The sequence below is a fragment of the Salinirubellus litoreus genome (assembly GCF_037335815.1).
GTDB lineage: Archaea > Halobacteriota > Halobacteria > Halobacteriales > Haloarculaceae > Salinirubellus > Salinirubellus litoreus.
In genome coordinates, this window is record NZ_CP147841.1 from 4,492,846 (window position 1) to 4,515,085 (window position 22,240).

The 22,240-nt window shown below is 70.7% G+C and carries 23 protein-coding genes; 16 read left to right on the plus strand and 7 right to left on the minus strand.

Annotation, left to right across the window (positions count from 1 at the left end):
- The first annotated feature begins 107 nt into the window (after window positions 1-107).
- The 3 genes from WDJ58_RS22345 to WDJ58_RS22355 all read left to right on the plus strand — a co-directional run bounded on the left by WDJ58_RS22345 (window position 108) and on the right by WDJ58_RS22355 (window position 3,489).
- On the plus strand, window positions 108-1,505 hold the full coding sequence (locus tag WDJ58_RS22345; RefSeq protein WP_338915526.1) for an aryl-sulfate sulfotransferase: 1,398 nt from the start codon (window positions 108-110) through the stop codon (window positions 1,503-1,505).
- A complete protein-coding gene (locus WDJ58_RS22350; protein ID WP_338915527.1) occupies window positions 1,502-3,124 on the plus strand; it encodes an ArnT family glycosyltransferase in 1,623 nt (540 codons plus the stop codon). The genes WDJ58_RS22345 and WDJ58_RS22350 overlap by 4 nt, the downstream gene beginning before the upstream one ends.
- A gap of 182 nt (window positions 3,125-3,306) precedes the next feature.
- Entirely contained in the window at window positions 3,307-3,489 is a 183-nt protein-coding gene (locus WDJ58_RS22355) for a hypothetical protein (RefSeq protein ID WP_338915528.1), read from the plus strand.
- 541 nt (window positions 3,490-4,030) lie between these two features.
- Here WDJ58_RS22355 and WDJ58_RS22360 read toward each other — a convergent pair.
- From WDJ58_RS22360 to WDJ58_RS22375, 4 genes are all read right to left on the minus strand, one after another.
- Window positions 4,031-4,348 carry a PadR family transcriptional regulator gene (locus WDJ58_RS22360; protein WP_338915529.1) on the minus strand — a complete coding sequence of 106 codons (318 nt, stop codon included), beginning with the start codon at window positions 4,346-4,348 and terminating at the stop codon, window positions 4,031-4,033.
- A 119-nt stretch (window positions 4,349-4,467) separates the two neighbouring features.
- The gene (locus WDJ58_RS22365; protein WP_338915530.1) at window positions 4,468-4,785 is read right to left on the minus strand and encodes a PadR family transcriptional regulator; all 318 of its coding nucleotides are present in this window, start codon (window positions 4,783-4,785) and stop codon (window positions 4,468-4,470) included.
- A gap of 402 nt (window positions 4,786-5,187) precedes the next feature.
- The gene (locus WDJ58_RS22370; RefSeq protein ID WP_338915531.1) at window positions 5,188-5,481 is read right to left on the minus strand and encodes a helix-turn-helix transcriptional regulator; all 294 of its coding nucleotides are present in this window, start codon (window positions 5,479-5,481) and stop codon (window positions 5,188-5,190) included.
- A gap of 180 nt (window positions 5,482-5,661) precedes the next feature.
- The gene (locus WDJ58_RS22375; RefSeq protein WP_338915532.1) at window positions 5,662-7,170 is read right to left on the minus strand and encodes a helix-turn-helix transcriptional regulator; all 1,509 of its coding nucleotides are present in this window, start codon (window positions 7,168-7,170) and stop codon (window positions 5,662-5,664) included.
- A 1,070-nt stretch (window positions 7,171-8,240) separates the two neighbouring features.
- Between WDJ58_RS22375 and WDJ58_RS22380 the strand changes: the two genes are divergently transcribed.
- The 9 genes from WDJ58_RS22380 to WDJ58_RS22420 all read left to right on the plus strand — a co-directional run bounded on the left by WDJ58_RS22380 (window position 8,241) and on the right by WDJ58_RS22420 (window position 14,703).
- Complete coding sequence (locus WDJ58_RS22380; RefSeq protein WP_338917893.1) at window positions 8,241-8,672, plus strand: urease subunit beta; 432 nt, start codon at window positions 8,241-8,243, stop codon at window positions 8,670-8,672.
- Window positions 8,669-10,375 (plus strand): urease subunit alpha, encoded by a 1,707-nt coding sequence (gene ureC, locus WDJ58_RS22385; protein ID WP_338915533.1) that lies wholly within the window; start codon window positions 8,669-8,671, stop codon window positions 10,373-10,375. The genes WDJ58_RS22380 and ureC overlap by 4 nt, the downstream gene beginning before the upstream one ends.
- The gene (locus tag WDJ58_RS22390) at window positions 10,372-10,809 is read left to right on the plus strand and encodes an urease subunit gamma (protein WP_338915534.1); all 438 of its coding nucleotides are present in this window, start codon (window positions 10,372-10,374) and stop codon (window positions 10,807-10,809) included. The genes ureC and WDJ58_RS22390 overlap by 4 nt, the downstream gene beginning before the upstream one ends.
- On the plus strand, window positions 10,806-11,432 hold the full coding sequence (ureG, locus tag WDJ58_RS22395) for an urease accessory protein UreG (RefSeq protein WP_338915535.1): 627 nt from the start codon (window positions 10,806-10,808) through the stop codon (window positions 11,430-11,432). The genes WDJ58_RS22390 and ureG overlap by 4 nt, the downstream gene beginning before the upstream one ends.
- A complete protein-coding gene (locus WDJ58_RS22400; RefSeq protein WP_380661678.1) occupies window positions 11,429-12,316 on the plus strand; it encodes an urease accessory protein UreD in 888 nt (295 codons plus the stop codon). The genes ureG and WDJ58_RS22400 overlap by 4 nt, the downstream gene beginning before the upstream one ends.
- Complete coding sequence (locus WDJ58_RS22405; RefSeq protein ID WP_338915538.1) at window positions 12,316-12,903, plus strand: urease accessory protein UreE; 588 nt, start codon at window positions 12,316-12,318, stop codon at window positions 12,901-12,903. The genes WDJ58_RS22400 and WDJ58_RS22405 overlap by 1 nt, the downstream gene beginning before the upstream one ends.
- Window positions 12,904-12,929: 26 nt before the next feature.
- The gene (locus tag WDJ58_RS22410) at window positions 12,930-13,586 is read left to right on the plus strand and encodes an urease accessory protein UreF (RefSeq protein WP_338917894.1); all 657 of its coding nucleotides are present in this window, start codon (window positions 12,930-12,932) and stop codon (window positions 13,584-13,586) included.
- A gap of 160 nt (window positions 13,587-13,746) precedes the next feature.
- Window positions 13,747-14,250 carry a hypothetical protein gene (locus WDJ58_RS22415; protein ID WP_338915539.1) on the plus strand — a complete coding sequence of 168 codons (504 nt, stop codon included), beginning with the start codon at window positions 13,747-13,749 and terminating at the stop codon, window positions 14,248-14,250.
- A gap of 54 nt (window positions 14,251-14,304) precedes the next feature.
- Window positions 14,305-14,703: a VOC family protein gene (locus WDJ58_RS22420; RefSeq protein WP_338915540.1), complete on the plus strand. Its 399-nt coding sequence runs from the start codon at window positions 14,305-14,307 to the stop codon at window positions 14,701-14,703.
- A gap of 28 nt (window positions 14,704-14,731) precedes the next feature.
- On the opposite strand, the gene WDJ58_RS22425 is transcribed toward WDJ58_RS22420, so the two are convergent.
- A complete protein-coding gene (locus WDJ58_RS22425) occupies window positions 14,732-15,373 on the minus strand; it encodes a hypothetical protein (RefSeq protein ID WP_338915541.1) in 642 nt (213 codons plus the stop codon).
- Window positions 15,374-15,506: 133 nt separating this feature from the next.
- Between WDJ58_RS22425 and WDJ58_RS22430 the strand changes: the two genes are divergently transcribed.
- Window positions 15,507-17,438 (plus strand): ABC transporter ATP-binding protein, encoded by a 1,932-nt coding sequence (locus WDJ58_RS22430; RefSeq protein WP_338915542.1) that lies wholly within the window; start codon window positions 15,507-15,509, stop codon window positions 17,436-17,438.
- A 245-nt stretch (window positions 17,439-17,683) separates the two neighbouring features.
- Window positions 17,684-18,298 (plus strand): class I SAM-dependent methyltransferase, encoded by a 615-nt coding sequence (locus tag WDJ58_RS22435; protein ID WP_338915543.1) that lies wholly within the window; start codon window positions 17,684-17,686, stop codon window positions 18,296-18,298.
- Window positions 18,299-18,492: 194 nt separating this feature from the next.
- Here WDJ58_RS22435 and WDJ58_RS22440 read toward each other — a convergent pair whose 3' ends face one another.
- The gene (locus WDJ58_RS22440; protein ID WP_338915544.1) at window positions 18,493-19,512 is read right to left on the minus strand and encodes a calcium/sodium antiporter; all 1,020 of its coding nucleotides are present in this window, start codon (window positions 19,510-19,512) and stop codon (window positions 18,493-18,495) included.
- Window positions 19,513-19,679: 167 nt separating this feature from the next.
- Here WDJ58_RS22440 and WDJ58_RS22445 point away from each other — a divergent pair, with 167 nt between their 5' ends.
- Window positions 19,680-20,351 carry a hypothetical protein gene (locus WDJ58_RS22445; RefSeq protein ID WP_338915545.1) on the plus strand — a complete coding sequence of 224 codons (672 nt, stop codon included), beginning with the start codon at window positions 19,680-19,682 and terminating at the stop codon, window positions 20,349-20,351.
- 90 nt (window positions 20,352-20,441) lie between these two features.
- On the opposite strand, the gene WDJ58_RS22450 is transcribed toward WDJ58_RS22445, so the two are convergent.
- A complete protein-coding gene (locus tag WDJ58_RS22450) occupies window positions 20,442-20,858 on the minus strand; it encodes a DUF302 domain-containing protein (RefSeq protein WP_338915546.1) in 417 nt (138 codons plus the stop codon).
- Window positions 20,859-21,038: 180 nt separating this feature from the next.
- On the opposite strand from WDJ58_RS22450, the gene WDJ58_RS22455 reads away from it, so the two are divergent.
- A complete protein-coding gene (locus tag WDJ58_RS22455; RefSeq protein ID WP_338915547.1) occupies window positions 21,039-22,178 on the plus strand; it encodes a DegT/DnrJ/EryC1/StrS family aminotransferase in 1,140 nt (379 codons plus the stop codon).
- The last annotated feature ends 62 nt before the right edge of the window (window positions 22,179-22,240 follow it).

A 22,240-nucleotide genomic window follows, 5' to 3' on the forward strand; every position in this document is an offset into this window, starting at 1 on the left:
AGTCGACTACTCCCCACCGGGAGGGATCGCGACGAACCGGTCGGGGACACCGGCGGCCCCCGGTTTACCCGTCCCATATTAATGCTCGCCGCCGGTCGAGGGGACACATGGACGGACGGACGGCCGCTCGACTGGGTCTCGCGCTGGCCATCCTCCTCGGGGGCGCGACCGTCGTCGCCGGCGCGCTCGGAACCGAGACGGGGAGCGCGACTCGGGCGGCCGACCTGCAGGCGGGCGACCGGATCGCGCCGCCGAGCGGCGCGACGACCGTCGTCGCCACCGACTCGAACACCTGGCTGGGCAAGGGGAGCGACGGCCCGCGGGCGGAGGCCGAACTGTTCGCCGTCGGACCCGGCGGCGAGCTGGTCTACTACAACGACACCCACACGCGGTACTGGGACGTCGACCCGATCCCCGGCACCGAAGCGACCGTCGAGTACGTCTACGCCGACCACCTGAACGCCTCGGACTGCGGCGGCGAGTCGGTCTGCACCCGCAACGGCGTCGAACGGGTGAACCTCACCACCGGGGAGGTGACGTCGGTGTTCAGCCGGGTGACCCCCGGGAAACACTCGACCCGGTGGCACGACGCCGACCGGATCGACGACTCGCGGCTCGCCGTCGCCGACATCGGGAACGATCGGGTGTTCGTCGTCAACACCACCACGGGTATCGTCGAGTGGTCCTGGAACGCCCAGAGCGAGTTCTCGGTGACCGACTCAGGTGGGCCGTACCCCGAGGACTGGACCCACCTCAACGACGTCGAGGTGCTCGACGACGGGCGTCTCATGGCGAGTCTCAGGAACCACGACCAGGTGGTCTTCCTCGACCGCGAGACGGGGCTGATCGAGAACTGGACGCTCGGTGAGGACGGCGCGCACGGGATCGTCTACGAGCAGCACAACCCCGACTACATCGGCCCCGAAGACGGCGGGCCGTCGGTGCTTGTCGCCGACTCGGAGAACGACCGCGTGGTCGAGTACCACCGTTCCGGGGGGAACTGGGAGCGGACGTGGACCTGGCGCGACGACGAACTCGCCTGGCCGCGCGACGCCGACCGCCTCCCCGACGGGGGGACGCTCGTCACGGACTCGAACGGGAACCGCGTGCTGGAGGTGGCCGAGAACGGCTCCGTGGTCTGGGAGATGGACGTCGCGTTCCCCTACGAGGCAGAGCGGCTCGACACCGGCGACGAGAGCACCGGCGGGCCGGCCCGGAACGGTACGAACGCGGGTGCCGGTCCGGAGATGACTGCGGTGGCGGGCGGGACGGCGACGCCCGCCGACGACGCGGACGGCGAGGACGGGAGCCTCCTCGGGTCGCTCGGCTCCGGCCCACTCGTGAACGCCGTCCGGTACGTCCTGCCGGTCTGGATGGGCGGGCCCGAGATACTGGGGCTCGTCGTGGCGTCGCTCGCGGCCCTCCTGTGGACCGCACTGGAGTGGCGCTGGTCCTCGCTCGGGGTCAGAGTCAGATCCCCGGTGGGGCTGGAGCGGCGACCATGAGCCGGGTACCGGGGAGCGTGTCACTGGAGGACCGGGAGCTCCCCCGACTCCTCGACAGCCGGGAGTGGCCCTGGCTCGCCGCCCCGCTGCTGGTGGGAGCGATCGTCGTCCTCGCCTACCTGAGCACCCATCCCTACCCCGCGTACGGGGCCGGCCTCTACCTCCACATCGCGGAGCGGATCGTCGAGAACGGCTACCGGCTCCCCGCTCAGGTCCCCGACTACACGGCCGGCGGGGTGCCGTTCGCCTACCCGCCCCTGATGTTCTACCTGGGTGCGCTGGCGATGGACCTGGGCGTCGACCCGCTGGCGCTCAGCCGCTACGTCCCCGCGGTCGTCACCGTCGGCTACCTGGTACCGTACTACTTCCTCGCTCGGGAGCTCCTGCAGGACCGCCTGGACGCGAGCCTCGCCACGACGTTCCTGGCGGTCGCAGCGCCGACGCTCCAGTGGCACCTCTCGGCGGGCGGGTTCGTCCGCGCCCCGGCGTTCCTGCTCGCGGTGACCGGCTGTTACGCGGGTGTCCGGCTCTTCCGTTCCGGTGGACGCCGCTGGCTGGTCGCCGGGACGCTCCTGTTCGGGCTCACCGTCCTCACCCACCCCGTCTACACCGTGTTCTTCGGGGTGAGCTACCTCCTCCTCTTCGCCGCGTTCGATAGGACGCTCGGAGGACTCGTCCTCGGGGCGGTCGTCGCGGGCGGAGGGCTCGCGCTGGCCGCACCCTGGTGGCTCCAGGTACTCGCCGCACACGGCCCCGACGCGTTCACTGCGGCCGCGGGGACCCACTCGGGGCTGTTCGGCGGGCCGCATCGTCTCGTCGACCAGTTCGGCTACACGCTCGTCAGCGGCCCGCCGATCGGCCTCTACTTCCTGCTCGCGTACGCCGGGGTGGCGTACTTCCTCCGCGAGCGGCGCTTGCTCCTCCCCGCGTGGCTGATCGTCCCGGCGATCGTCGTCGGGAAGGAGCGGTTCCAGTTCGTCGCGGGCGCGATGATGGCCGCCGTGTTCCTGCGGGAGGGGCTCCGGAGCGTCGTCGGACGCCGCTTCCCCGCCGAGGAACGAAAGCGAGAGCGGGAGCGAGCGGCGCACCTCGCCCTCGCCGGGGCCGTCCTCCTCGCCGCCGCCGTCGGGACGGTCTACGCCGCCGGGGCGCTCCCGTGGGCGCACGCGGGCGACCCCTCACAGCCGCAGTTCATGGACGGCGAGGACCGCGAGGCGATGGCCTGGGCCGCGAACGAGACCCAGCCGGACGCGGCGTTCGTCGTCCTCGGCGACGCCGCGGAGTGGTTCCCCCTCTTCGCCGACCGGACGATCCTCGTCGGGCCCTGGGGCGTCGAGTGGACCACCCCCGAACGCTACGAGCGCCAGCTGACGCTCTACCGGACGGTCTCGGCGTGTGGTTCGGAAGGATGCCTGACGGCGGCGCTGTCGACGGCCGAGGTCGATCCCGAGTACGTCTACGTCCCCAAGGAGGAGTACACGGTCAGGGGCATGGACGAATCGGGGACCGAGACGCTCAGACGGTCGCTCCACCGTTCCGGGGGGTACGCGCAGGTGTTCGAGAACGAGGGCGTGGTCGTCTTCCGGCAGGCCGGCGACCTCCGGGAGACGGGCGTGTAGCCGGGGACGGTCACCGTCCCCGACGAGCGGGGCTCCCCGCACCCGGCTGGAAGGCGAGAGGACCTCGAACCCGGCGATGACGGGCGACCGGGGCGGGGTTTCGGGCGTGAAACGGCCCGCAACTGCTGGAACGCTCGACGGGGTTCAAGCGTGTGGACGAGCCACGAACGGGTAGAGATAGCATGGGTACCAGGGAACGGCTCGGTGACTCGGCTCCGACGAACGAGGGGACGAACGGGACCACCTGCTGGTGTACCGCCTGCGGGATGCTGTTCGCGCGGTCGAGCCCCGACGTGGACTACGCGTGGTGTGCGCGGTGCGGGGCCGAGGAGGTCCGGAAGCTCCCCTGGCCGAACGCGGAGTGAGACGCGACCGGATCCCCACGGGGTCCGAGGACGCCTCCCCGGACGGACCCGGAGGGCCCTGCCGATCCCGGGCTTCTGTCGAAGACCGTGACGAGCGATCGGTTCTCGACGCCGGCTCTCCGTCCGGACGACGCGGCTCGCCTCGCCGTCCGCGGAAACCAATTTGCTGGATCGACCGCCCCTCCCCTCCCGGTTCGGTCGCGCCGGTCCGAGGCCCGACTCGTCGTCGGTCGTTCCGCGGCGAGCGATCGATTCGCTGGTGACGTCGGCCGCCTCGAGGGTTCGGACCGTCGACGACGGCAGGAGTAGGGATCGGCACTCGCCACCCGGATCGAGGATCGAACCGCATCCCGCGACGGTGAGACGGGCGGCGACGGCGTGGTGCCCGCATCGCGGCACCCGGCTGTGGTGCGCTCGCCCGCTCTGCGGCGCGCTCCTCGTTAACGACGCCATAACCGGGCCGCGGGACTCGCTACGCCGACCAGCGGATCGCTCTCGGGATGCAGTCCTCGCCGGGAACGGTCGGCGTCCTCGAATCGGGTCAGTCGTCCATGCTCGCGGAGGCGACACCCGGGTCGTCCTCGGTCCGGTGGACGTACTGCGCCTCCCACTCGTCGCGGGCGTCGAGCGTCCGGAGCGCCCGACGGGTCGGGCTGTAGGAGTTCGCCCGGTCGTTGATCGGCTCCTTGTTGACCAGCCCCTTCTCGACGAGCTTGTCGAGGTTGGGGTAGAGTCGGCCCGGCTGGACGTCGTCCATGTAGTACTTCTCGAGTTCGTCCTGTATCCTCACGCCGCGCGCGCCGTCGAGGCCCGCGATGACGTACAGCTGGTCGCGCTGGAACGCCGTCAGATCGTGCATGGTCCATCCCACCGTAGACGCCGATGTATCGTTATTATCTGCCGATTAAACAGTATCCCGGACCGATCGATCGGCGCTCGTCCCCGGAACCGGGACGCGGCCGGCCCGACGACTCGGTGTCAGCCGACGGCCTGCAGGTACTGCTCCTCCCACTCGTACCGGTCCCTGAGGAGCCGGTGGCCGGCCGCCGTGGTGTCGTACTCGTTCGTGCGACCGTCCTCGCGTCCCTTGCTGACGAGGCCCTCCTCGACGAGCTCGTTGAGGTTCGCGTAGAGACGGGCGTGCCTGACCTTTCGGTCCTGTGACCGTTCGATCGCCTGGCGGACCTCCTTGCCGCTCGGACCGTCCATCCCGTCGAGGACGAACAGGAGGTCGCGCTGGAACCCGGTGAGGTTGTACATGGGTGATTCGTCGGGGGGTGCCGCCCGGGACGGCATATACCCCGCGCGCCGTTGCGGCGTATAGACCCAGCATAAAACAGTTGTGGCCGATCCGTTCGATCGTCCTCCCGCGATACTCGCGGCCTAAAAGCCGGGAGCGACTGTCCGAGAGGGTCCCACGACCGATTCCCGTCGCGATCGACGGGTCGCTCCCGATCGTCGACGACGGTGCTCCCCCGATACTCGCTCGGGAGGCTCGACGTGCGGTCGGAACGGCCGTACCGATCGCCGGACGCGTCGGCTACCGGACGTGCCCTGCCTACGCCGAGACCCGGCCCGGGCGTTCGGAAATCGAGGAGTGGATCGACGCCCCATCCCGAACACGTCGAGCGGACGATCGTGGCCCACGGTCACGCCACAGCCGCCATCAGAGAGCGGGAGGAGTGTCGCCTCGCGCTCTCAGCCGGAGTCCGGGTTCAGGTGTTCTCGCACCCATTCGTGTCGCTCCTCCAGCTTCCGTCGACCCTCCTCGGTGAGCTCGTACCGGTTCGTCCGACCGTCCTCTTTCGTCTTCAGGACGAGACCCTCCTCGGCGAGTTCGTTGAGGTTCGTGTAGAGACGGGCGGGCTGGACCTCCTCGCTCATCGACGCCTCGAGTTCGTCGAGGACCTCCTGCCCGCTCGGCTGCCCGAGACCACCGACGACGAACAACAGATCCCGCTTGAAACCGCGGATATCGTACAACCGTATCACCGCCTCCCCCTCCGCCACGTCAGTATATATACCGTGGCGACCGTTGCGGGCCCTACGCGAGGGGTAAGCGGTGACACCGAAAGTCGATGGCCTCCGGCGTGGCGGGATCGTCACGCGAGAGCCGGCACGCGGACCGGCGGACGGGGGGACCGAATCGAATCGATCGCCCCGTCTGTCGAGTCACTCCTCGAACGGCTTCTTCGCTCCCTCCGGCTCCTCGCCCTGGATGGTGATGAGGTTCTCGCGGCCCAGGGTGATCTTCGCGATCTCGCCGTCCTCCTCCATCCGCGAGAGCAGCCGGCTGACCTTCGACTTCGACCAGTCCGTCCGTTCGACGAACTCGCCCTGCTGGAGCCGGCCGCCGTTCTCCTCGAGGAGCTGCTTCACCCGATCCTCGTCCGTCAACAGTGGCGGGTCGGGGTCCGGTGTGGGGGTGCGGTCGGTCGCCGCACCGGGACCCTCGCCACCGTCGTCGGACGTGGCGCCCCCGTTCGCCCCGGAGCCACCGCCGGGTGTCGGGAGGGGGAGGTCGCGACCCCGCGCGAGCGCGATCCCCCCGACGACGAGCGCCACGAGGCCGGCCAGCGCGAGCGGCGTCGTCAGCCCGCTGGTCGGATCGGTCCCCAGCGACACCTCGAGGCCGTCGTCCAGGAGGTCCCCGTCCGTGTCCGTCTCGAGGGGATCGGTCCCGTACTGCCCGATCTCCTCGGCGTCGGTGAGCCCGTCACCGTCCGTGTCGACCGCGAGGGGATCGGTGTCGTAGTCCGTGACCTCCTCGCCGTCGGTCAGGCCGTCGCCGTCCGTGTCCGCCTCCGTTGGATCGGTCCCGTACTGCTCGATCTCCTCGCCGTCGGTCAGGCCGTCGCCGTCGGTGTCCTCGCTCGTGGGGTCGGTCCCGTACTGCTCGATCTCCTCCGTGTCGGTCAGACCGTCGCCGTCCGTGTCCTCGCTCGTGGGGTCGGTCCCGTACTCGTTGACCTCCGCCCCGTCCTCGAGACCGTCACCGTCCGTGTCCGGGTCGGTCGCGTTCGTGTTCCCGTTTATCTCCTGTGCGTCGCGGAGACCGTCCCCGTCCGTGTCGTTCGAGAGCGGGTCCGTGCCGTACTCCTTGACCTCGGTCCCGTCGAGCAGTCCGTCCTCGTCTGTGTCCTTCAGGCTGACGCCCGTTCCGTTCTCGAACTCCTGTCCGTCGGTCAGCCCGTCGGAGTCGAGGTCGCCCCCGCGCGTGACGACGACGACGGCCACCTCACGGCGGTCGAGGACCGTCCCGTTGCGGGGATCGCGGATCGAGACGTCGATACGCCGCTGGCCGGTCTGGTTGGCCGCCCACTGCCCCATCGGGACCTGGATCGTCCCCTCGCGCTGGAACACCTGCTGGTCCCGGCAGTCGATCCGGCGGGTGGTCCCGTTGGGGGTGTCCTCGGCGTCGACACAGAGACGGAGGTACGCGGCACCGCCGCCGGGATCGACGTGGACGGTCATCGAATCGAGGTCCGAACCCCAGAGGTAGACCCGTCCGTCGTCGCGGTCGGCGACGCTCTCGTTCGGGAAACTGACCTCGGTGATGACGGGTCCGGCGGTGTCGACGGTAGCGGCGGCGGACGCCGTGCCGAGTGCCGGGGCCGCGACGAACGTACCGAGGAGCACCAGCGCCCCGACACAGAGCGCGAGCGCCGGGGGACGGGTCATGACCGCATCGTCGTCGGGCCCCTCCGGGGAACGTGCCGACACCGCGTCTCGCTCTGGCGGGTGGAGCACCCGTCCGTCGTTCGTCCGAGCGTTCTCACCGGCATCTACATCGTTTGTGTAGTCCAGATAATTAAGTAATATCGTTCGCAGCCGAGGGGAACTCCAGCGTCCGGCGGCGGATCGCTCGGGGATCCTCAGGACCGCCACACGTTCCGTGACTCGCGGGACGGCCCTCCCCGGGACGATTACCCCTCCCCCGTCGGACTGTGCCGTCGGCGCCGGTAGCGACAGCGGCGTCGAGTCCGGTCCGTCGTCGGGGCGGACTACTCCTCCCTCGCCGGGGGACGGGAACGTGGATACGGAGGGCCCGTGTCCGCGTCCGACGTTCGGATCGGGTCCCGCACTCTCCCACACCGTTCCGCTCTGTTGTTGACTCTCCCGGCCGTCGAACAGGGCTTCCCGGTCGAGTCGTCGATGTCGCTCGACGCGCGCTGGAGCCGATGGGCAGCGATCGCTCGAAGGGACAGACGTGAAGGGACTCGGGCGGGCGGGGGGAACCCGATCGCGAATCCGGCCGGCCCACGGCGGACCGCACCCCGGGCGAAGAGGGCCGATGGTCCGCCGCGCGGCGCGGGGACATCACGGGGCACTCCGTCGCCCGGGAGAGCCTTCGCGATGGACGGGTTTGGTTATGACTCGCGTAACGGTCGGCGGTGGGCTGTCGACCTGCGCTCCGGCGGCCGACGGACCCGCGCCGCTTCGCGAGGTCACGCGCCGCGCTCGGCGGGCCACTACCGTTCGATAGACTCGGGGAACCCTCGCCGGGGATCGCCGGGCGGACGGGATCGAGGACCGTTCGCGACCGCCGCCGTGATCGACGGGGCGAGTTCCGGACACCGGCACGACCCGATGTCAGGAGCCCGGATGTACAAGTGGAGACGTACTTCCTCCGGGACTGGGCAAATATTGACCGCAAGTCCTACTGTTTCACCGCGCGTCCGGATAGCTCCGGGAGTGATGGAAGCGAGATCGAGAACGGGGCGGAGCGACGTGACGACGGGGTCGGGGCCGTGAACGACGGCTCGATCCCGGGCGAAGTCCTCACCGGTGAGGGGTCGGTGACGCTGAACGAGGGCCGGGAGACGACGACGGTACGGGTCGCCAACACCGGCGACCGGCCGGTACAGGTCGGATCGCACTTCCACTTCTTCGAGGCGAACGCCGCGCTCGCGTTCGACCGCGGGGCGGCCTTCGGGATGCGGCTTGACGTCCCGGCGGGGACGGCCGTCCGGTTCGAACCCGGCGACGAGACGGACGTTTCTCTGGTTCGGCTCGGCGGCGAGCGCCTCGCCCGGGGGATGAACGGGCTGACCGACGGGAGCACGGACGAGGGGAGCGAGGCGGCCGCCGCCCGCGCCCGCGAGGCCGGGTTCCTCGATACGGGCCCGGAGGAGGGCGAGCCCGACGAGACGGCCGACGGAGACCCGGGTGACGCCGGATGACCCGCGAGATCGACCGCGAGGCGTACGCCGAGCTGTACGGTCCGGCCGGGGGTGACCGGGTTCGACTCGGGGACACCGCGCTTTTGGCGATGGTCGAGACGGATCACCGGACGCCGGGCGACGAGGCGGTGTTCGGCGGCGGCAAGACCCTGCGCGACGGTCTCGGGATGGCACCCGGCGTCACCCAGGCCGAGGGAGCGCTCGACTGGGTGATCACGAACGCGACCGTCCTCGATCCCGTTCTGGGGGTGGTCGCGGGCGACATCGGCATCAGGAACGGTGAGGTAGCGGGGATCGGCAAGGCCGGCAACCCCGACACGATGGACGGCGTCGACATGGTCGTCGGACCGTCGACCGACGTCTACCCCGCCGAGGGGAAGATCGCGACGCCGGGGGCGCTCGACATCCACGTCCACTTCAACTCCGCACAGCTCCACGAGCACGCGCTCGCCTCGGGGATCACGACGATGCTCGGCGGGGGCTACGGCGGCGGGGCCACCACCTGCACGCCCGGCCCTCGAAACATCGAGCGGTTCCTCCAGGCCGCCGAGGAGTGGCCGGTCAACGTCGGCTTCTACGGCAAGGGCAACGCCTCCGAGCCCGAGGCGCTCGAAGAGCAGGTCGCGGCGGGTGCCTGCGGGCTCAAGCTCCACGAGGACTGGGGGTCGACCCCCGCGACCATCGACACCTGCCTCCGGGTCGCCGACGAGGAGGACGTCCAGGTGTGCATGCACACGGACACGCTCAACGAGGCCGGCTTCGTCGAGAACACCCACGCCGCCATCGAGGGCCGCACCATCCACCTGTTCCACATCGAGGGGGCCGGCGGCGGCCACGCCCCGGACATCATGGAGCTGGTGACGGACCCGAACGTGCTCCCCTCCTCGACGAACCCCTCGATGCCGTACACCGAGAACACGTTCGACGAGCACCTCGACATGGTGATGGTCTGTCACCACCTCAACCCGGACGTCCCGGAGGACGTCGCGTTCGCGGAGTCGCGGATCCGCGCCGAGACCATCGCCGCCGAGGACGTCCTCCACGACCTGGGGGCGATATCGATGATGGCGACCGACTCCCAGGCGATGGGCCGGATGGCCGAACTCGTCCCGCGGACCTGGCAGACCGCCCACCGGATGAAGGACCAGCGCGGGCCGCTCCCGTGCGACGAAGGCACCGAAGCGGACAACCAGCGCATCCTGCGCTACCTGGCGAAGTACACGATCAACCCGGCGATCACGGCGGGCATCGACGAGTACGTCGGGAGCCTCGAACCCGGGAAGCTCGCGGACGTGGTGCTGTGGGACCCCGCGTTCTTCGGTATCAAGCCCGCGATGACGTTCAAGGGGGGCTTCCCGGTCTACTCGGAGATGGGGGAGGCCAACGGCTCGCTGATGACCTGCGAGCCGATCCTCCAGCGCCCGCGGGCCGGCGCAGTGGGCAAGGCCAAACACGCCGTCTCGCTCTCGTTCGTCAGCGAGCGGGCCGTCGAGGCGGGTATCGCGGAGACGTACGGTCTCGATCGCCCCGTGGTGCCGATCCGGGGGGTCAGGGACCTCGATAAGAGTGATATGCTCCACAACCAGTACTGCCCGGAGGACATGGAGATCGACCCGGAGACGTTCGACGTGCGGATCGACGGCGAGAACGTCACCTGCGAACCGAGTTCGGAACTCCCGCTGGCACAGCGGTACATGCTATGAACCTCACACTGAAGGAACGGGAGCGGCTGACCGTGTTCACGGTCGCGGAGCTCGCCCGCCGTCGCCGCGAGCGCGGCGTCAGGCTGAACCACCCCGAGGCGGTCGCGTACATCTCGGACTGGGTGATCGAGCGCGCCCGTGACGGGTCGTCCGTCGCCGAGATCCGCGCCGAGGCCACGGGGCTCCTCGCCCGCGAGGACGTCATGGAGGGGGTGCCGGAGATGGTCGACATGATACAGGTCGAGCCGGTGTTCCCCGACGGGACGAAGCTCGTCACCGTCCACGACCCGATCCGCTCCTCGGGCGCGAGGGAGGTCGGTTCGGACGACGAGGACGGAAGTGAGGCAGGCGGAGCGGACGTGGACGATGAGAACGCCGCGAAAGGCGTGAAGGATGCGGAAGGCGCAACACACGACGACGGAGAGGAGCCGTGACGCGGCTCACCCACCGCGACGTCCCGACGGTCGGAGTCGGCGGACCCGTCGGATCGGGCAAGACCGCCCTGCTCTCCGAGCTCGTCCCCCGGCTCCGCGAGGCGGGCCTCGACGTGGGCGTGATCGCCAACGACATCCTCACGCAGGCGGACGCCGACGCGCTTCGTGAGCGCTTCGCCGGCGTCGTCCCCCCGGATCTCGTTGCAGGGGTCGAGACGGGGGCCTGCCCGCACACCGGCATCCGGGAGGACCCCTCGATGAACATCCAGCAGATCGACGCGTTCCTCGCCGACCACCCCGAACTCGACCTCGTGCTCGTCGAGAGCGGCGGGGACAACCTCGGCGCGACGTTCAACCCCGAACTCGCCGACTACTGGCTGTTCGTCATCTCCGTCGCCGAGGGCGAGGACATCCCGCGAAAGCGCGGGCCCGGCGTGGTCGACTGCGACCTGCTGGTGGTGAACAAGACCGACCTCGCGCCGCACGTCGACGTCGACCTGGACGTCCTCCGCGAGGACGCCGAGGCCGTCCGCGAGGGCCCCGTGGTGTTCACCGACTGCAAGGCGAGCGACGGGATCGGGGCCGTCGAGAGGCACGTCACCGAGGGGGTGCTGTTCGCCTGACGCCCACCGACCTCCCGAGGGGGTTCGAGGCGTACGCGAGCGAATCCGTCCCACAGGCGGCGGTGGGATCGCCGGGCAAGCGCGGGGAACTCGACCTGCGATTCGCGGCCGCGGAGGACGGCCGAACGCGACTGGTCAGGGACTACGCCCGCGCGCCGTTCCACGTCTCGGGCACCCTCGGACACGACCCGCACCCCGACGCGGCGACGGTGTACGTCCAGTCGCCGACGGGTGGCGTCGCACAGGGCGACCGACACGACGTCGCGATCGAGGCCGGCCCGGGGAGTATCGCACACGTCTCGACGGCGAGCGCGACGAAGATCCAGTCGATGGCGCGCAACTACGCCGCTGCCGGCCTCGGGCTCACCGTCGGGCGGGACGCCCACCTGGAGTACGTGCCGGAGCCGACGATCCTCCACGCCGACGCGCGCTACGCCCAGGACCTGACGCTGGAGGTCGGATCGGGAGGAACGGCCGTGCTCTCGGAGGTAGTCGTCCCGGGTCGGCTCGCCCGCGGCGAGCGGTTCGAGTTCGACCGGTACCGCTCGCGGCTCCGGGTGTCGGGATCCGACGGACGCCTGTTCGAAGACGCGACCGCACTCCGAGGGGCCGAGGAGCGCGACCTGCTGGGGGAGTTCGACGTCTACGGGACGCTGTACGTCGTCGCTCCCGGTTCCGGTCCGGACCTCGCCGAGACGGTCCACGACCGCCTCGGTGCTCACGAGGCGCGCGCGGCCGTCTCGCGGCTCCCGAACGACGCGGGCGTGTTCGTCCGCGCGCTCGGCCGGCGCAGCGGCGACGTGACCGACGCGCTCCACGCCGCCTGGGACGGGGCCCGCGTCGAACTCCTCGGGGTCGGCGCACCCGACCCCCGGAGGTACTGATGCTCGTCGCCGACACCTACCTCGGCCGTCGCGACGAGGAGGGGATCGCCGCACGGCTGGCGGAGTCGGGGTACGAGACGATCCACGTGAGCCCGGTCGAGCGGCGGCGGTCGCGCTTCCGGACGACCACCGAGGCGGGGATCGACCTCGGCGTGACGGTCGGCCGGGAGCTCCGCGACGGCGACGTCCTGGACGCGGAGGGGACGTTCGTCGTCGTCGAACTCGACGCCGTTCAAGCGCTCGCGGTCGACCTCGGTGAGGTGGACGCGCCGTTCGGAGCCGGCGTGCGCTTCGGGCACGCGCTCGGGAACCGCCACCGGGAGCTCGTGGTCCGCGACGACAGTGTGCTGGTACGAATCGAGGACGACCCCGCGAGGCTCGAACGGGAACTCGACCCGCTCCTCCCCGACGGCGCGACCGTCGATCGGACGACCGTCGCGCCGACGGTGTTCGGGGAGTCGACCGGGCACGACCACGCCCACGGGGGCAGTGGGCATACTCGCGGGGACGGTGGGCACGCTCACGGCGAGGACGGGCACACACACGGGGACGCCGCCCGCCCGGCCCCGGGAGGTGAGGACCGGTGACCGACGAGGACGAGGGGACGCTGTCGATGCTGCGTCTCGGGGATTCGTTCCTCCCCGTCGGCTCGAACTCGCTGTCGTACGGGCTGGAGGGGTTCGTGGCCGACGGGCGGGTCGAGAGCGCCGCCGACCTCGGGGAGTTCCTGCGGACGTACCTGGAGCGACTGCTCGGGCCCGCCGACCTCGTGGCGCTGCGCGCGGCCCACGCCGCCGGCTCCGAGGCGGCCCTCGACGGCGTCCTTCGGGCCGACCGGCGGCTCCACGCGGTCACGCTCGCCGCCGAACTCAGGGAGAGCGCGACGCGGGCCGGCGAGCGGCTACTCGACGTCCAGCGCGACGTCCACGAGGACGGGTTCGTCGAGCGGTACGCCGACGCCGAGCGCGCCCCCCACGCCCACCCGGTCGCGCTCGGCGTCGTGGCGGCGCGGACCGGGGTTCCGGTCCGCGAGGCCTGCCTGACGTGCTGTCACGCGTTCGTCACCGGGGTCCTCGGGGCCGCACAGCGGCTGTTCGCGCTCGGGGCGACGGCGGCACAGCGGCTCCTCGTCGACCTGCGACCGGCGATGACCGCGGCGGTCGAGGACAGCGCGGACCGGTCGCTCGACGAGATGACGCCGTTCGCGCCGCTCGTCGACCTGCTCTCGGCCGAGCACGAGCGCGCCGACCGGCGGCTGTTCCTCAGCTGATAGGGTCGTGCGTAACTGTTTTCGGTCGTCTCGGGAACGGACGATCTTTCGAGATCACCCGACCGGAGATCGGATCCGTGCAGTGGTAGCGAATTACGCACGACCCTATGAGACGGCGATCACCCGCGCGGCTTTCAATCCGGGTGCCCGAGCCCCTCTCGTGTTCGACACGCTACCGCGACCGCTCGACCCCCGGACGTCGCTACTCCCGCCGGTGCTCGTCTTCCTCGTCGGACTCGGCGCGCTCCTCCTCGACGCGGCGACCCACCCGCGGCCCGGGCCGGTCGCGTACCTCCTGTTCCCGGCCCCCGTCGCGGCCCTGTCGTACCTCCGGCTTCGGCCGGAGACGACCCGTCGGAGACTCCTCGGCCTCGCCGCGTGGGGCTACGCCGGGACGACCGCCGCCGGCCTCCTCGTGATCCTGCTCGCCATCGCCACCCGGTTCCGGCGTCCCTACGAGGCATGGGAGTTCGTCCTGCTCGATGTCGGGGTGTTCTGCTGGTTCGGACTCGCGCTGACGGGGGCGTTCCTCGTCGCGACGCGGACGCGAGGAACCCGCGAGATGGCGGTGCTCGCGGCCGGCCCGGTCGCGCAGTTCGGCGGTGTCCTCGTCCTCGTCCTGCTGACGGCCGACGATATCGCCCTGTTCGGACTGGTGGGGTGAGGGGTCGAGGCCGGCGAACGGGGCGCTTTTCGGACCGGCGGGCGACGGTCGAGTATGGACGTCCGCAGCATCGACCACGTCAACCTGTGCGTCCCCGAGGACGGCGTCGAGGCCGCGCTGGGGTTCTACCGCGACCGGCTCGGGTTCGGCGTCGAGGGGGTCGAGGCCTACCGCGAGGGCGACCAGCCGTTCTTCGACGTGCGGCTCGCGCCCGCCCACGTGATCCACCTCTGGCCGACCGACGAGTTCGAGCCGCCCTCGGGGAACGGTTTCAACCACGTCGCGCTAGTCGTCGAGGCGAGCATCGGGACGGTGAAGGAGCGGCTCGCGGCGGCCGGGGTCCCGGTCGAGTCGGAGCTGGAGTCCCCGCTGGGCGCGACCGGCCGCGCCCCCTCGGTCTACGTCGAGGATCCCTTCGGCTACCGGATCGAACTGAAGGAGCCCGTCGGCTGACGGCGCGGTCCTCACACGAAGGAGACCCTCACCGGGGCCGGAGTTCGACCGAGAGGTCGTCGACGAAGTGGGTCGCGTCACCCTCCCAGATGACGCTCGTGCCGACGGCGACGTACAGCGTGTCCGTCGAGAGTTCGGGCGTGGTCCACTCGAAGGCGTACTCGCGCCAGCCGTCGGCGAGCCACAGCGGCTCCCGGAGCCCACCGTACGGCGTCTCCCCGAGGGCGCTCGTGTTCACGCCCGGCTGTGGGAAGTCCTCCTCCGTCTCCGGGGGCTCGGGACCGAGGCGCATCACCGCGTGGCGGAGCGTGTTGAACGACTCCGACTCGCTCCAGATCGGGGCCGAGACCTCGGCGACGTACGCTCGGCCGGGCTCGACCGCGAGGGAATGAACAGCCCAGGTCGTCCCGTCGTCGTAGTCCCCCTCGTTGAAGATCCGGAGGCTCCGCTCGCCCTCGCTCGCCACCTCCCCGGAGACCTCGACCGACCACTCGAACTCCTCCACGTCGACCTCCGGACCGATGGCCGCGCCGGTCTCCCAGCCGCCGATGCCGTCCTCGAACCCCTCGTGGAACGCCAGTTCGCTGGCTCGGCCCACACAGCCGGCCAGGCCCGTCGCGCTACCGATCCCGACGAGCGCACCGGTCCGGAGGAGATCGCGTCGTCGCATCGTCGTGGATCGACCCGGGAGGGCGATAAGCCTGTCCCGTATCCCACGCGCCTCGCCGAGGGGTCGGTCCCGGGCGGGAAACCGCGATCCGCCCCTGCGAAGAGTCATATCCGCGGCACCCGTCGGTTCGCCGATGAGCGAAGGGGAGGCTCCGGATCCCGACGTCGATCCCGAATCGGGATCACGGAGCGACAACCCCATCCGGCGGCTGTACTCGGTCTATGGGGCCGGGAACCGTCGATACGCGATCCTGGGTGCGCTGGCAACGGTCGTCGGCCGGAGCTTCGGGCTCGTCCCCGCCTTCGTGATCGGGCTGGCGGTCGACGCGATCTTCCTCGCCGAACGGCCCTACGCGCTCCCGCTCGTCCCCCCGGCCTGGATACCGTCGACGGGCACCGGACAGCTCTACCTCTCGATCGGGGTGCTACTCGTCGCGACCGTCGGCGGAGCGCTGACCTCGTGGATCGAGGACTGGGGCTGGAGCGTCTTCGCCCAGCGCATCCAGCGTGACCTCCGCGTGGACGCCTACGACCGACTCCAGGGGCTCGAACTCGCGTACTTCACCCGGCGGCGCACGGGTGACCTGATGAGCGTCCTGAACAACGACGTCAACGCCCTGGAGACGTTCCTCGAGGACGGCCCGAGCGCGACGCTGTGGATCCTCGCCACCGTGGGCGGTATCGGGGTGATACTCCTGAACCTCAACCCGGCGCTGACGGCGGTGACGCTGTTACCGATCCCGCTGCTCGCGGTGTTCACGCTGCTGTTCACGCGGGTGATCGAGCCCCGCTACCTCGACGTCCGCGAGGAGATCGGCGACCTGAACTCGCGGCTCGAGAACAGTGTCAGCGGCATCGAGGTGATCAAGACGCAGGGCGCGGAGGCGTTCGAGACCGAGCGCGTCCGCGAATCGTCGGACAGCTACCTCCGGTCGAACCTCGCGGCGATCCGGGTGCGCATCACCTACTTCCCCGGGCTGAGCGTCATCTCGGGAATCGGGTTCGCGCTGACCTTCCTGGTCGGCGGACTGTGGGTGCTCGCCGGCCCGCCGTTCGGGCTCTCGGGATCGCTCACGCCGGGGGAGTTCGTCACGTTCGTCATCTACGCCCAGCAGTTCGTCTGGCCGATCATCCGACTGGGCGACGTCGTCGACGACTACGAGCGGGCGAAGACGGCCGGCTCGCGGGTCTACGACGTGATGACCCGCGAGCCCGAGGTCCGCGACCGGCCGGATGCGGTACCCCTCTCTGTGGGGGCGGGAGCCGTCGAGTACGACGGCGTGACGTTCGCCTACGGGGAGCGGGACGTACTGGAGGACATCGCGTTCTCGGTCGAGGGGGGGACGACGGTCGGGGTGGTCGGCCCGACCGGCGCGGGCAAGTCGACGCTCCTCAAACTCCTGCCCCGGCTCTACGACGTCGACGGGGGGACGGTCCGCATCGACGGACGGGACGTCCGCGACGTGACGCTGTCGAGCCTCCGGCGCTCGATCGGTTACGTCAGCCAGGAGCCGTTCCTCTTCTTCGGAACGGTGAGGGAGAACATTCGATACGGTTCGTTCGACGCCACCGACGCGGCGGTCGAACGGGCGGCCCGCCGGGCACAGGCCCACGAGTTCGTTTCCAATCTCCCCGACGGGTACGACACGCTGGTCGGCGAGCGCGGCGTGAAGCTCTCGGGCGGCCAGCGCCAGCGGATCGTCGTCGCCCGAACGATGCTGCGAGAGCCCGAGATACTGATACTCGACGAGGCGACGAGCGCCGTCGACACCGAGACCGAGGCGCTGATACAGGCGAGCCTGGCCGAATTCGCCCGCGATCGGACGACGTTCGTCATCGCCCACCGGCTCTCGACCGTCCGGCACGCCGACCGGATCGTCGTCCTCGACGACGGCCGGATCGTCGAGGAGGGGACCCACGCCGACCTCCTCCGCGAGGAGGGTCTGTACGCCAACCTCTGGCGGGTCCAGGTCGGCGACATCGAGGCCCTCCCACGGGAGTTCCTCGAGCGCGCGCTGCGCCGGCAGGCGCTCGTCGAAGGTACCGACGACCGCGACGAGGGCTGACGGTGTTCCCGGAGCGACAGCCGGGGACGACTGACGGTGTTCCCGGAGCGACAGCCGGGGACGACTGACGGTGTTCCCGGAGCGACAGCCGGGAACGCCGGAATGTCGCCACGGACACCGTGACGCCGCCGTTCCCGGCGTCACGACGCCCCCGGGTCGACAGGTGCCGCCGACCGCGGGGGCAAAGTCTACGGGACCCTCGTTCGAACTCGACCCGTGAGTTACCCGGGACTCGTGGGAGCGCGGTGAGCACCCCACCGCCTCGAGAACGGCCGATCGCCCACGTCTACGACGCCGCCTACGCGGGCGTCCCGAACTGGGACATCGGCCGACCACAGCGGGCGTTCGTCCGACTCGCCGAGACTGGTCTCGTCCGGGGGCCGGTACTGGACGTCGGCTGCGGGACGGGCGAACTGTCGCTGTTCCTCGCCCGACGGGGCCACGACGTCCTCGGGGTCGACCTCTCGTCGCTGGCGATCCGACAGGCCCGCGAGAAGGGGCGATGGCGACGGATCGACGCGCACTTCCTCGTCTGGGACGCGCTGGACCTCCCGCGGCTCGGGGCCGCGGGCCTCTCGTTCCGGACGGTCGTAGACTCGGCGATGTTCCACGTCCTCGGTGACCGCGAGCGCGACCGGTTCGTCGCGGGCCTCGGCGCGGTCGTCCCGAGCGGCGGCCTCTACTGCGTCCTCGGGGACGCCCGCTCCGACGACCGGGCCGTCTACGGCATCACGCCGGGGGAGATCCGGCGGCGGTTCGGCGAGGCCGGCGGCTGGGAGGTCGTCTTCGCCCACGAGACGGGGTTCGAGCGGCGGTGGAGCACGAACCCGGCGTACTTCGTCGGCGTCAGACGGCAGTAGCCGGTCGATCGAGTCCCCCGGTGGATACACGCGACTCCGGCGCGCCAGTCCGGGATCCCGCCGCTCGGCGGTCCCCTGGCGGGGTGATCCGGGGCAGGAGTGTCGACTTCGAGACCCCGACGCGGTACGGGACGACCGCCGGACGGGAAGCGAGACTCGTTCCGGAGCTGTCGTCCGATAGGGCCGGTAGGCCGCTAGCCGAACACGCCGAGGAGCCCCAGTGTCCACCGGGTGAGCTCCGAACAGGCGAACAGCCCGCCCTCGGGACGCGAGAGCCGCCGCCCGGTCCAGAGCGCGGCGACCATCGCGACCGTGACGACGACCAGCCAGGCCACGTTCTCGAGGGCCGGTCCGCCGACCGACAGCGGACGGATCACCGCCGCGAGCCCCATGACGCCGAGCAGGTTGAACACGTTGCTCCCGACGATGTTCCCCACGGAGACCCCGATGCGGCCGCGGCGCATGGCGACGAGGGAAACCGCGAACTCCGGGGTCGAGGTGCCGGCGGCGACGATCGTGCCGCCGATGACCCACTCGGAGACGCCAGCACCCCGCGCCAGCGCCGTGGCCGCGCCGACCATGAGGTCCCCGCTCACGAGGACGACCGCCAGCCCCACGACGAGCAGGACGACGTCGCGACCGGGGAGGTCGATTCGGTCGGTGATCGTGGTCGCGACCCCCGGGCGGTCGGCCTCCGACCCGGGGCTCGACGCATCCGAACCGATGGAGATGGCAGAGGCATCGGAGGCGGTCTCCGCTCCGGTCCGCACCAGATAGACCGTGTAGGCGAGGAGCAGGCCGAGCAGGGCGACACCCTCGATCCGTGAGACCGCCAGGTCGAACAGGACGACCCCGCCGAGGAGCGTGCACACCACCAGCGCGACACCGTCGCGGTGGACGAGCGACCGCTCGACCGGGACGAAACGAACCAGCGAGACGACGCCGAGGATGAACGCGAGGTTGTAGATGTTCGAGCCGATCACGTTCCCCACCCCGATGTCGCCGAGTCCCTTGAGCGCCGCGTCCGTCGTGACGACGAGTTCGGGCGTCGACGTCCCGACGGCGACGACGGTCAGGCCGATGGTGAGTTCGGTGAGCCCCACGCGGCGGGCGAGCCGCACGGCCGAGTCGACCAGCAGGCGGGCACCCACCCACAGCCCGATCACCGTCACGAGTACGATCCCCACCTGTACCGCAGTACCACCCTGGACCATGGCCGTTCGGGATCCGGTTCGGCCGATCGGGGTATATAATCACTGCACCGCAGCCGTCGGGGGACACGACCGGTGGATCAGGAGGCGTCGTCCCGGTCGGCGGCGACGTCCCTGCCCCGCGGCGGACCTCGACCCCGACGCCGGAGCGTCCGGACCGCCGGGGTGAAATGGCACGACCCGACAGTGGGTACATGGTCGACCGCTCGGGGACACCGGGACGGAACCGGCGCTGGCTCCCGTGGACGGGGGTCGGAGCGGCGCTCGGCGCGCTCGTCTGGACAGCGATACCGTGGCTCCGGAGAGCGACACTGGGGACCCGCCCGTACGTCGGCACGGTCTTCGACGTCGGCTCGCTGGGGGGGTGGCTGCTGATGGCCGGCGGACTCGTGGGGTTCCGCCTCGCGTACGGCGATCGGTACGGTCGGCTCGGCCGGGCCAGCGTGGGGACGACCGCGGTCGGGATGAGTCTCGTCGCTCTCCTGTACGTCAGGTCGGTGCTCGCGTTCGTCCGTGCGGGTCTCCGACCGGTGCCGGCCACCGGCGAGGACCCGGCCGGGCTGGTGCTCACGTGGGCGTTTCTCCTCGGATTCGGGCTGATCCTCGCCGGGACGGGGGGCCTCGGACTGGCGCTGCGGCGTGTCGACGGAGGGCTCACGCTCACCACGGGCCTGCTCGTCCTCGCGGCGGTCCTCCCGGCGGTCGCTGTCGGCCTCCGATTCGGGGCGGTCCTGCCGCTTCCGGTCGGTCGTCTCCTCGTCGGCACGAACGTCGCGTTCGTCCCACTGGGGGCCGCCTGGGTGGCGCTCGGCTACCGTGTGTGGGAGGAGTATCGCCGGTAGCTCGCCGGCTGACGTGTCACCCCTCGTTCGGTCTCAGCGCCGCCTCCGGAGGAGGAGGACACAGGGAATGATTCCGTCCGGGAACGCCGGTCACCCCTCGATCACGTCGGTCTCCATGGTGACCGATCGGAGGACCTGGGCGAGCCGCTGGTCGACGGTCTCCGCCAGCTCCTCGAGCTCCGGGTCCTCGTCCTCGGAGAACACGGCACCCGAGTCGGTGACGGCCACGACGGTCTCGCCGTCGTCGTTCTCGTAGACGACGACCTTGGCCGGGAGGAGCACGCGCCGTGCGACCGCGTCGGTCGTCTCAGCCCCCGCCACGGACGGGTTGTACGTGTCGATGACGCGGCACTCGCCCTGACCGGGGAGGTCGAGTGCCTCCTCGAACGTCGCCCGGAGGTCGACGTCACAGAGCACCTCGAAGCCCGCGTTGTCGAGCTGTGTGAGGACCTCCTCGACGACCTCGTCGAACGGGCCGGAGACGATCCGACTCTCGTAGTATGTCACGACGTTCCCGAGTTGACCTGCGTCCGTCCTTCCGGTTTGGCTTGCACAGGCCAGGGATCGCCAGGAATCGCCGGAGGGGAGATCGATCCACCCGACTCGACGTGAGGTGACCGTCCCGGAGCCAGGCGAACCGTCGGGTAGCCGAAAGCGCTAATCGGGTCCCCCCGAACGTACGGACGAATGACCGACCGCATCCCGCTCTTCGAGATCGCCTGGGACGAACAGGACGTCCTGAACGCGGTCGAGTCCATCGGCCGTGGGGGCTACTGGGCGAAGGGACCGTTCGTCGAGGAGTTCGAAACCGGCCTGGCGTCGTACCTCGGCGTCGAACACGCCGTCGTGGTCAACTCCGGGACCACGGCGCTCGTCGCGGCGCTCCGGGCCGCCGGGGTCGAGCCCGGCGACGAGGTGATCGTCCCCTCCTTTACGTTCATCGCGACGGCCAACGCGGTCCGGCTGGTCGGTGCCGAGCCGGTGTTCGCCGACGTCGAACCCGACACCTACGGTCTCGATCCCGGGTCGGTCGAGGAGCGGGTGACCGACCGGACGACCGCGGTGGTTCCGGTACATCTCTACGGTGCACCCTGCCGTATCGAGGCGCTGTGCGGGATCGCCGAACGCGAGGGACTGGCGGTGATCGAGGACGCCGCGGAGGCGTTCGGCGCGACCCGGGACGGGGAGTACGTCGGGACGTTCGGCGACGTGGGCGTGCTCTCGTTCTGTCAGAACAAGGTCCTCGTCACGGGGGAGGGCGGGGCGGTCGTCACCGACGACGACGACCTCGCGGCCGAACTCCGGCTCTACCGCTCGCACGGCCGCGCCCCCGGTGACTACTTCGACGACGTCGGCTCGGGGGAGTACCTCGCGCTCGGGACGAACATCCGCATGTCGGACCTGACGGCGGCGGTCGGCTGCGCCCAGCTGGAGAAGGTCGACGAGCTGATCGCCGGGCGTCGGGCCGCCGCCGGGCGGCTGAACGACGGGCTCGACGACGTCGAGGAGGTCCGCGTCCCCGAGCCGCCGGCGGGGGACGCGCACGTCTACCAGCTCTACACGATCGAACTCGACCCCGACGTCGACCGGGGAACCGTGATCGAGACGCTCGAGGAGCGCGGCGTCTCCTCGAAGATCTACTGGGACACGCCGGTCCACCGGACCCGCTACTACGAGGAGACCCGCGACGGCCCCGCCCCGAACCTCCCGACGACGGCGTCGGTGGTCGATCGGGTGCTCTCGCTCCCGATGTACCCGGAGCTCTCGCCGGCGGCGACCGACAGGATCGCCGCGGCCGTCCGGGAGGGGGTCGAGCGGGGCCGATGAGCGGGGGTGAGACCCGCCGGCACGAGGTGACCGTGACCCCCGGCGTGCGTTCCGGTCACGAC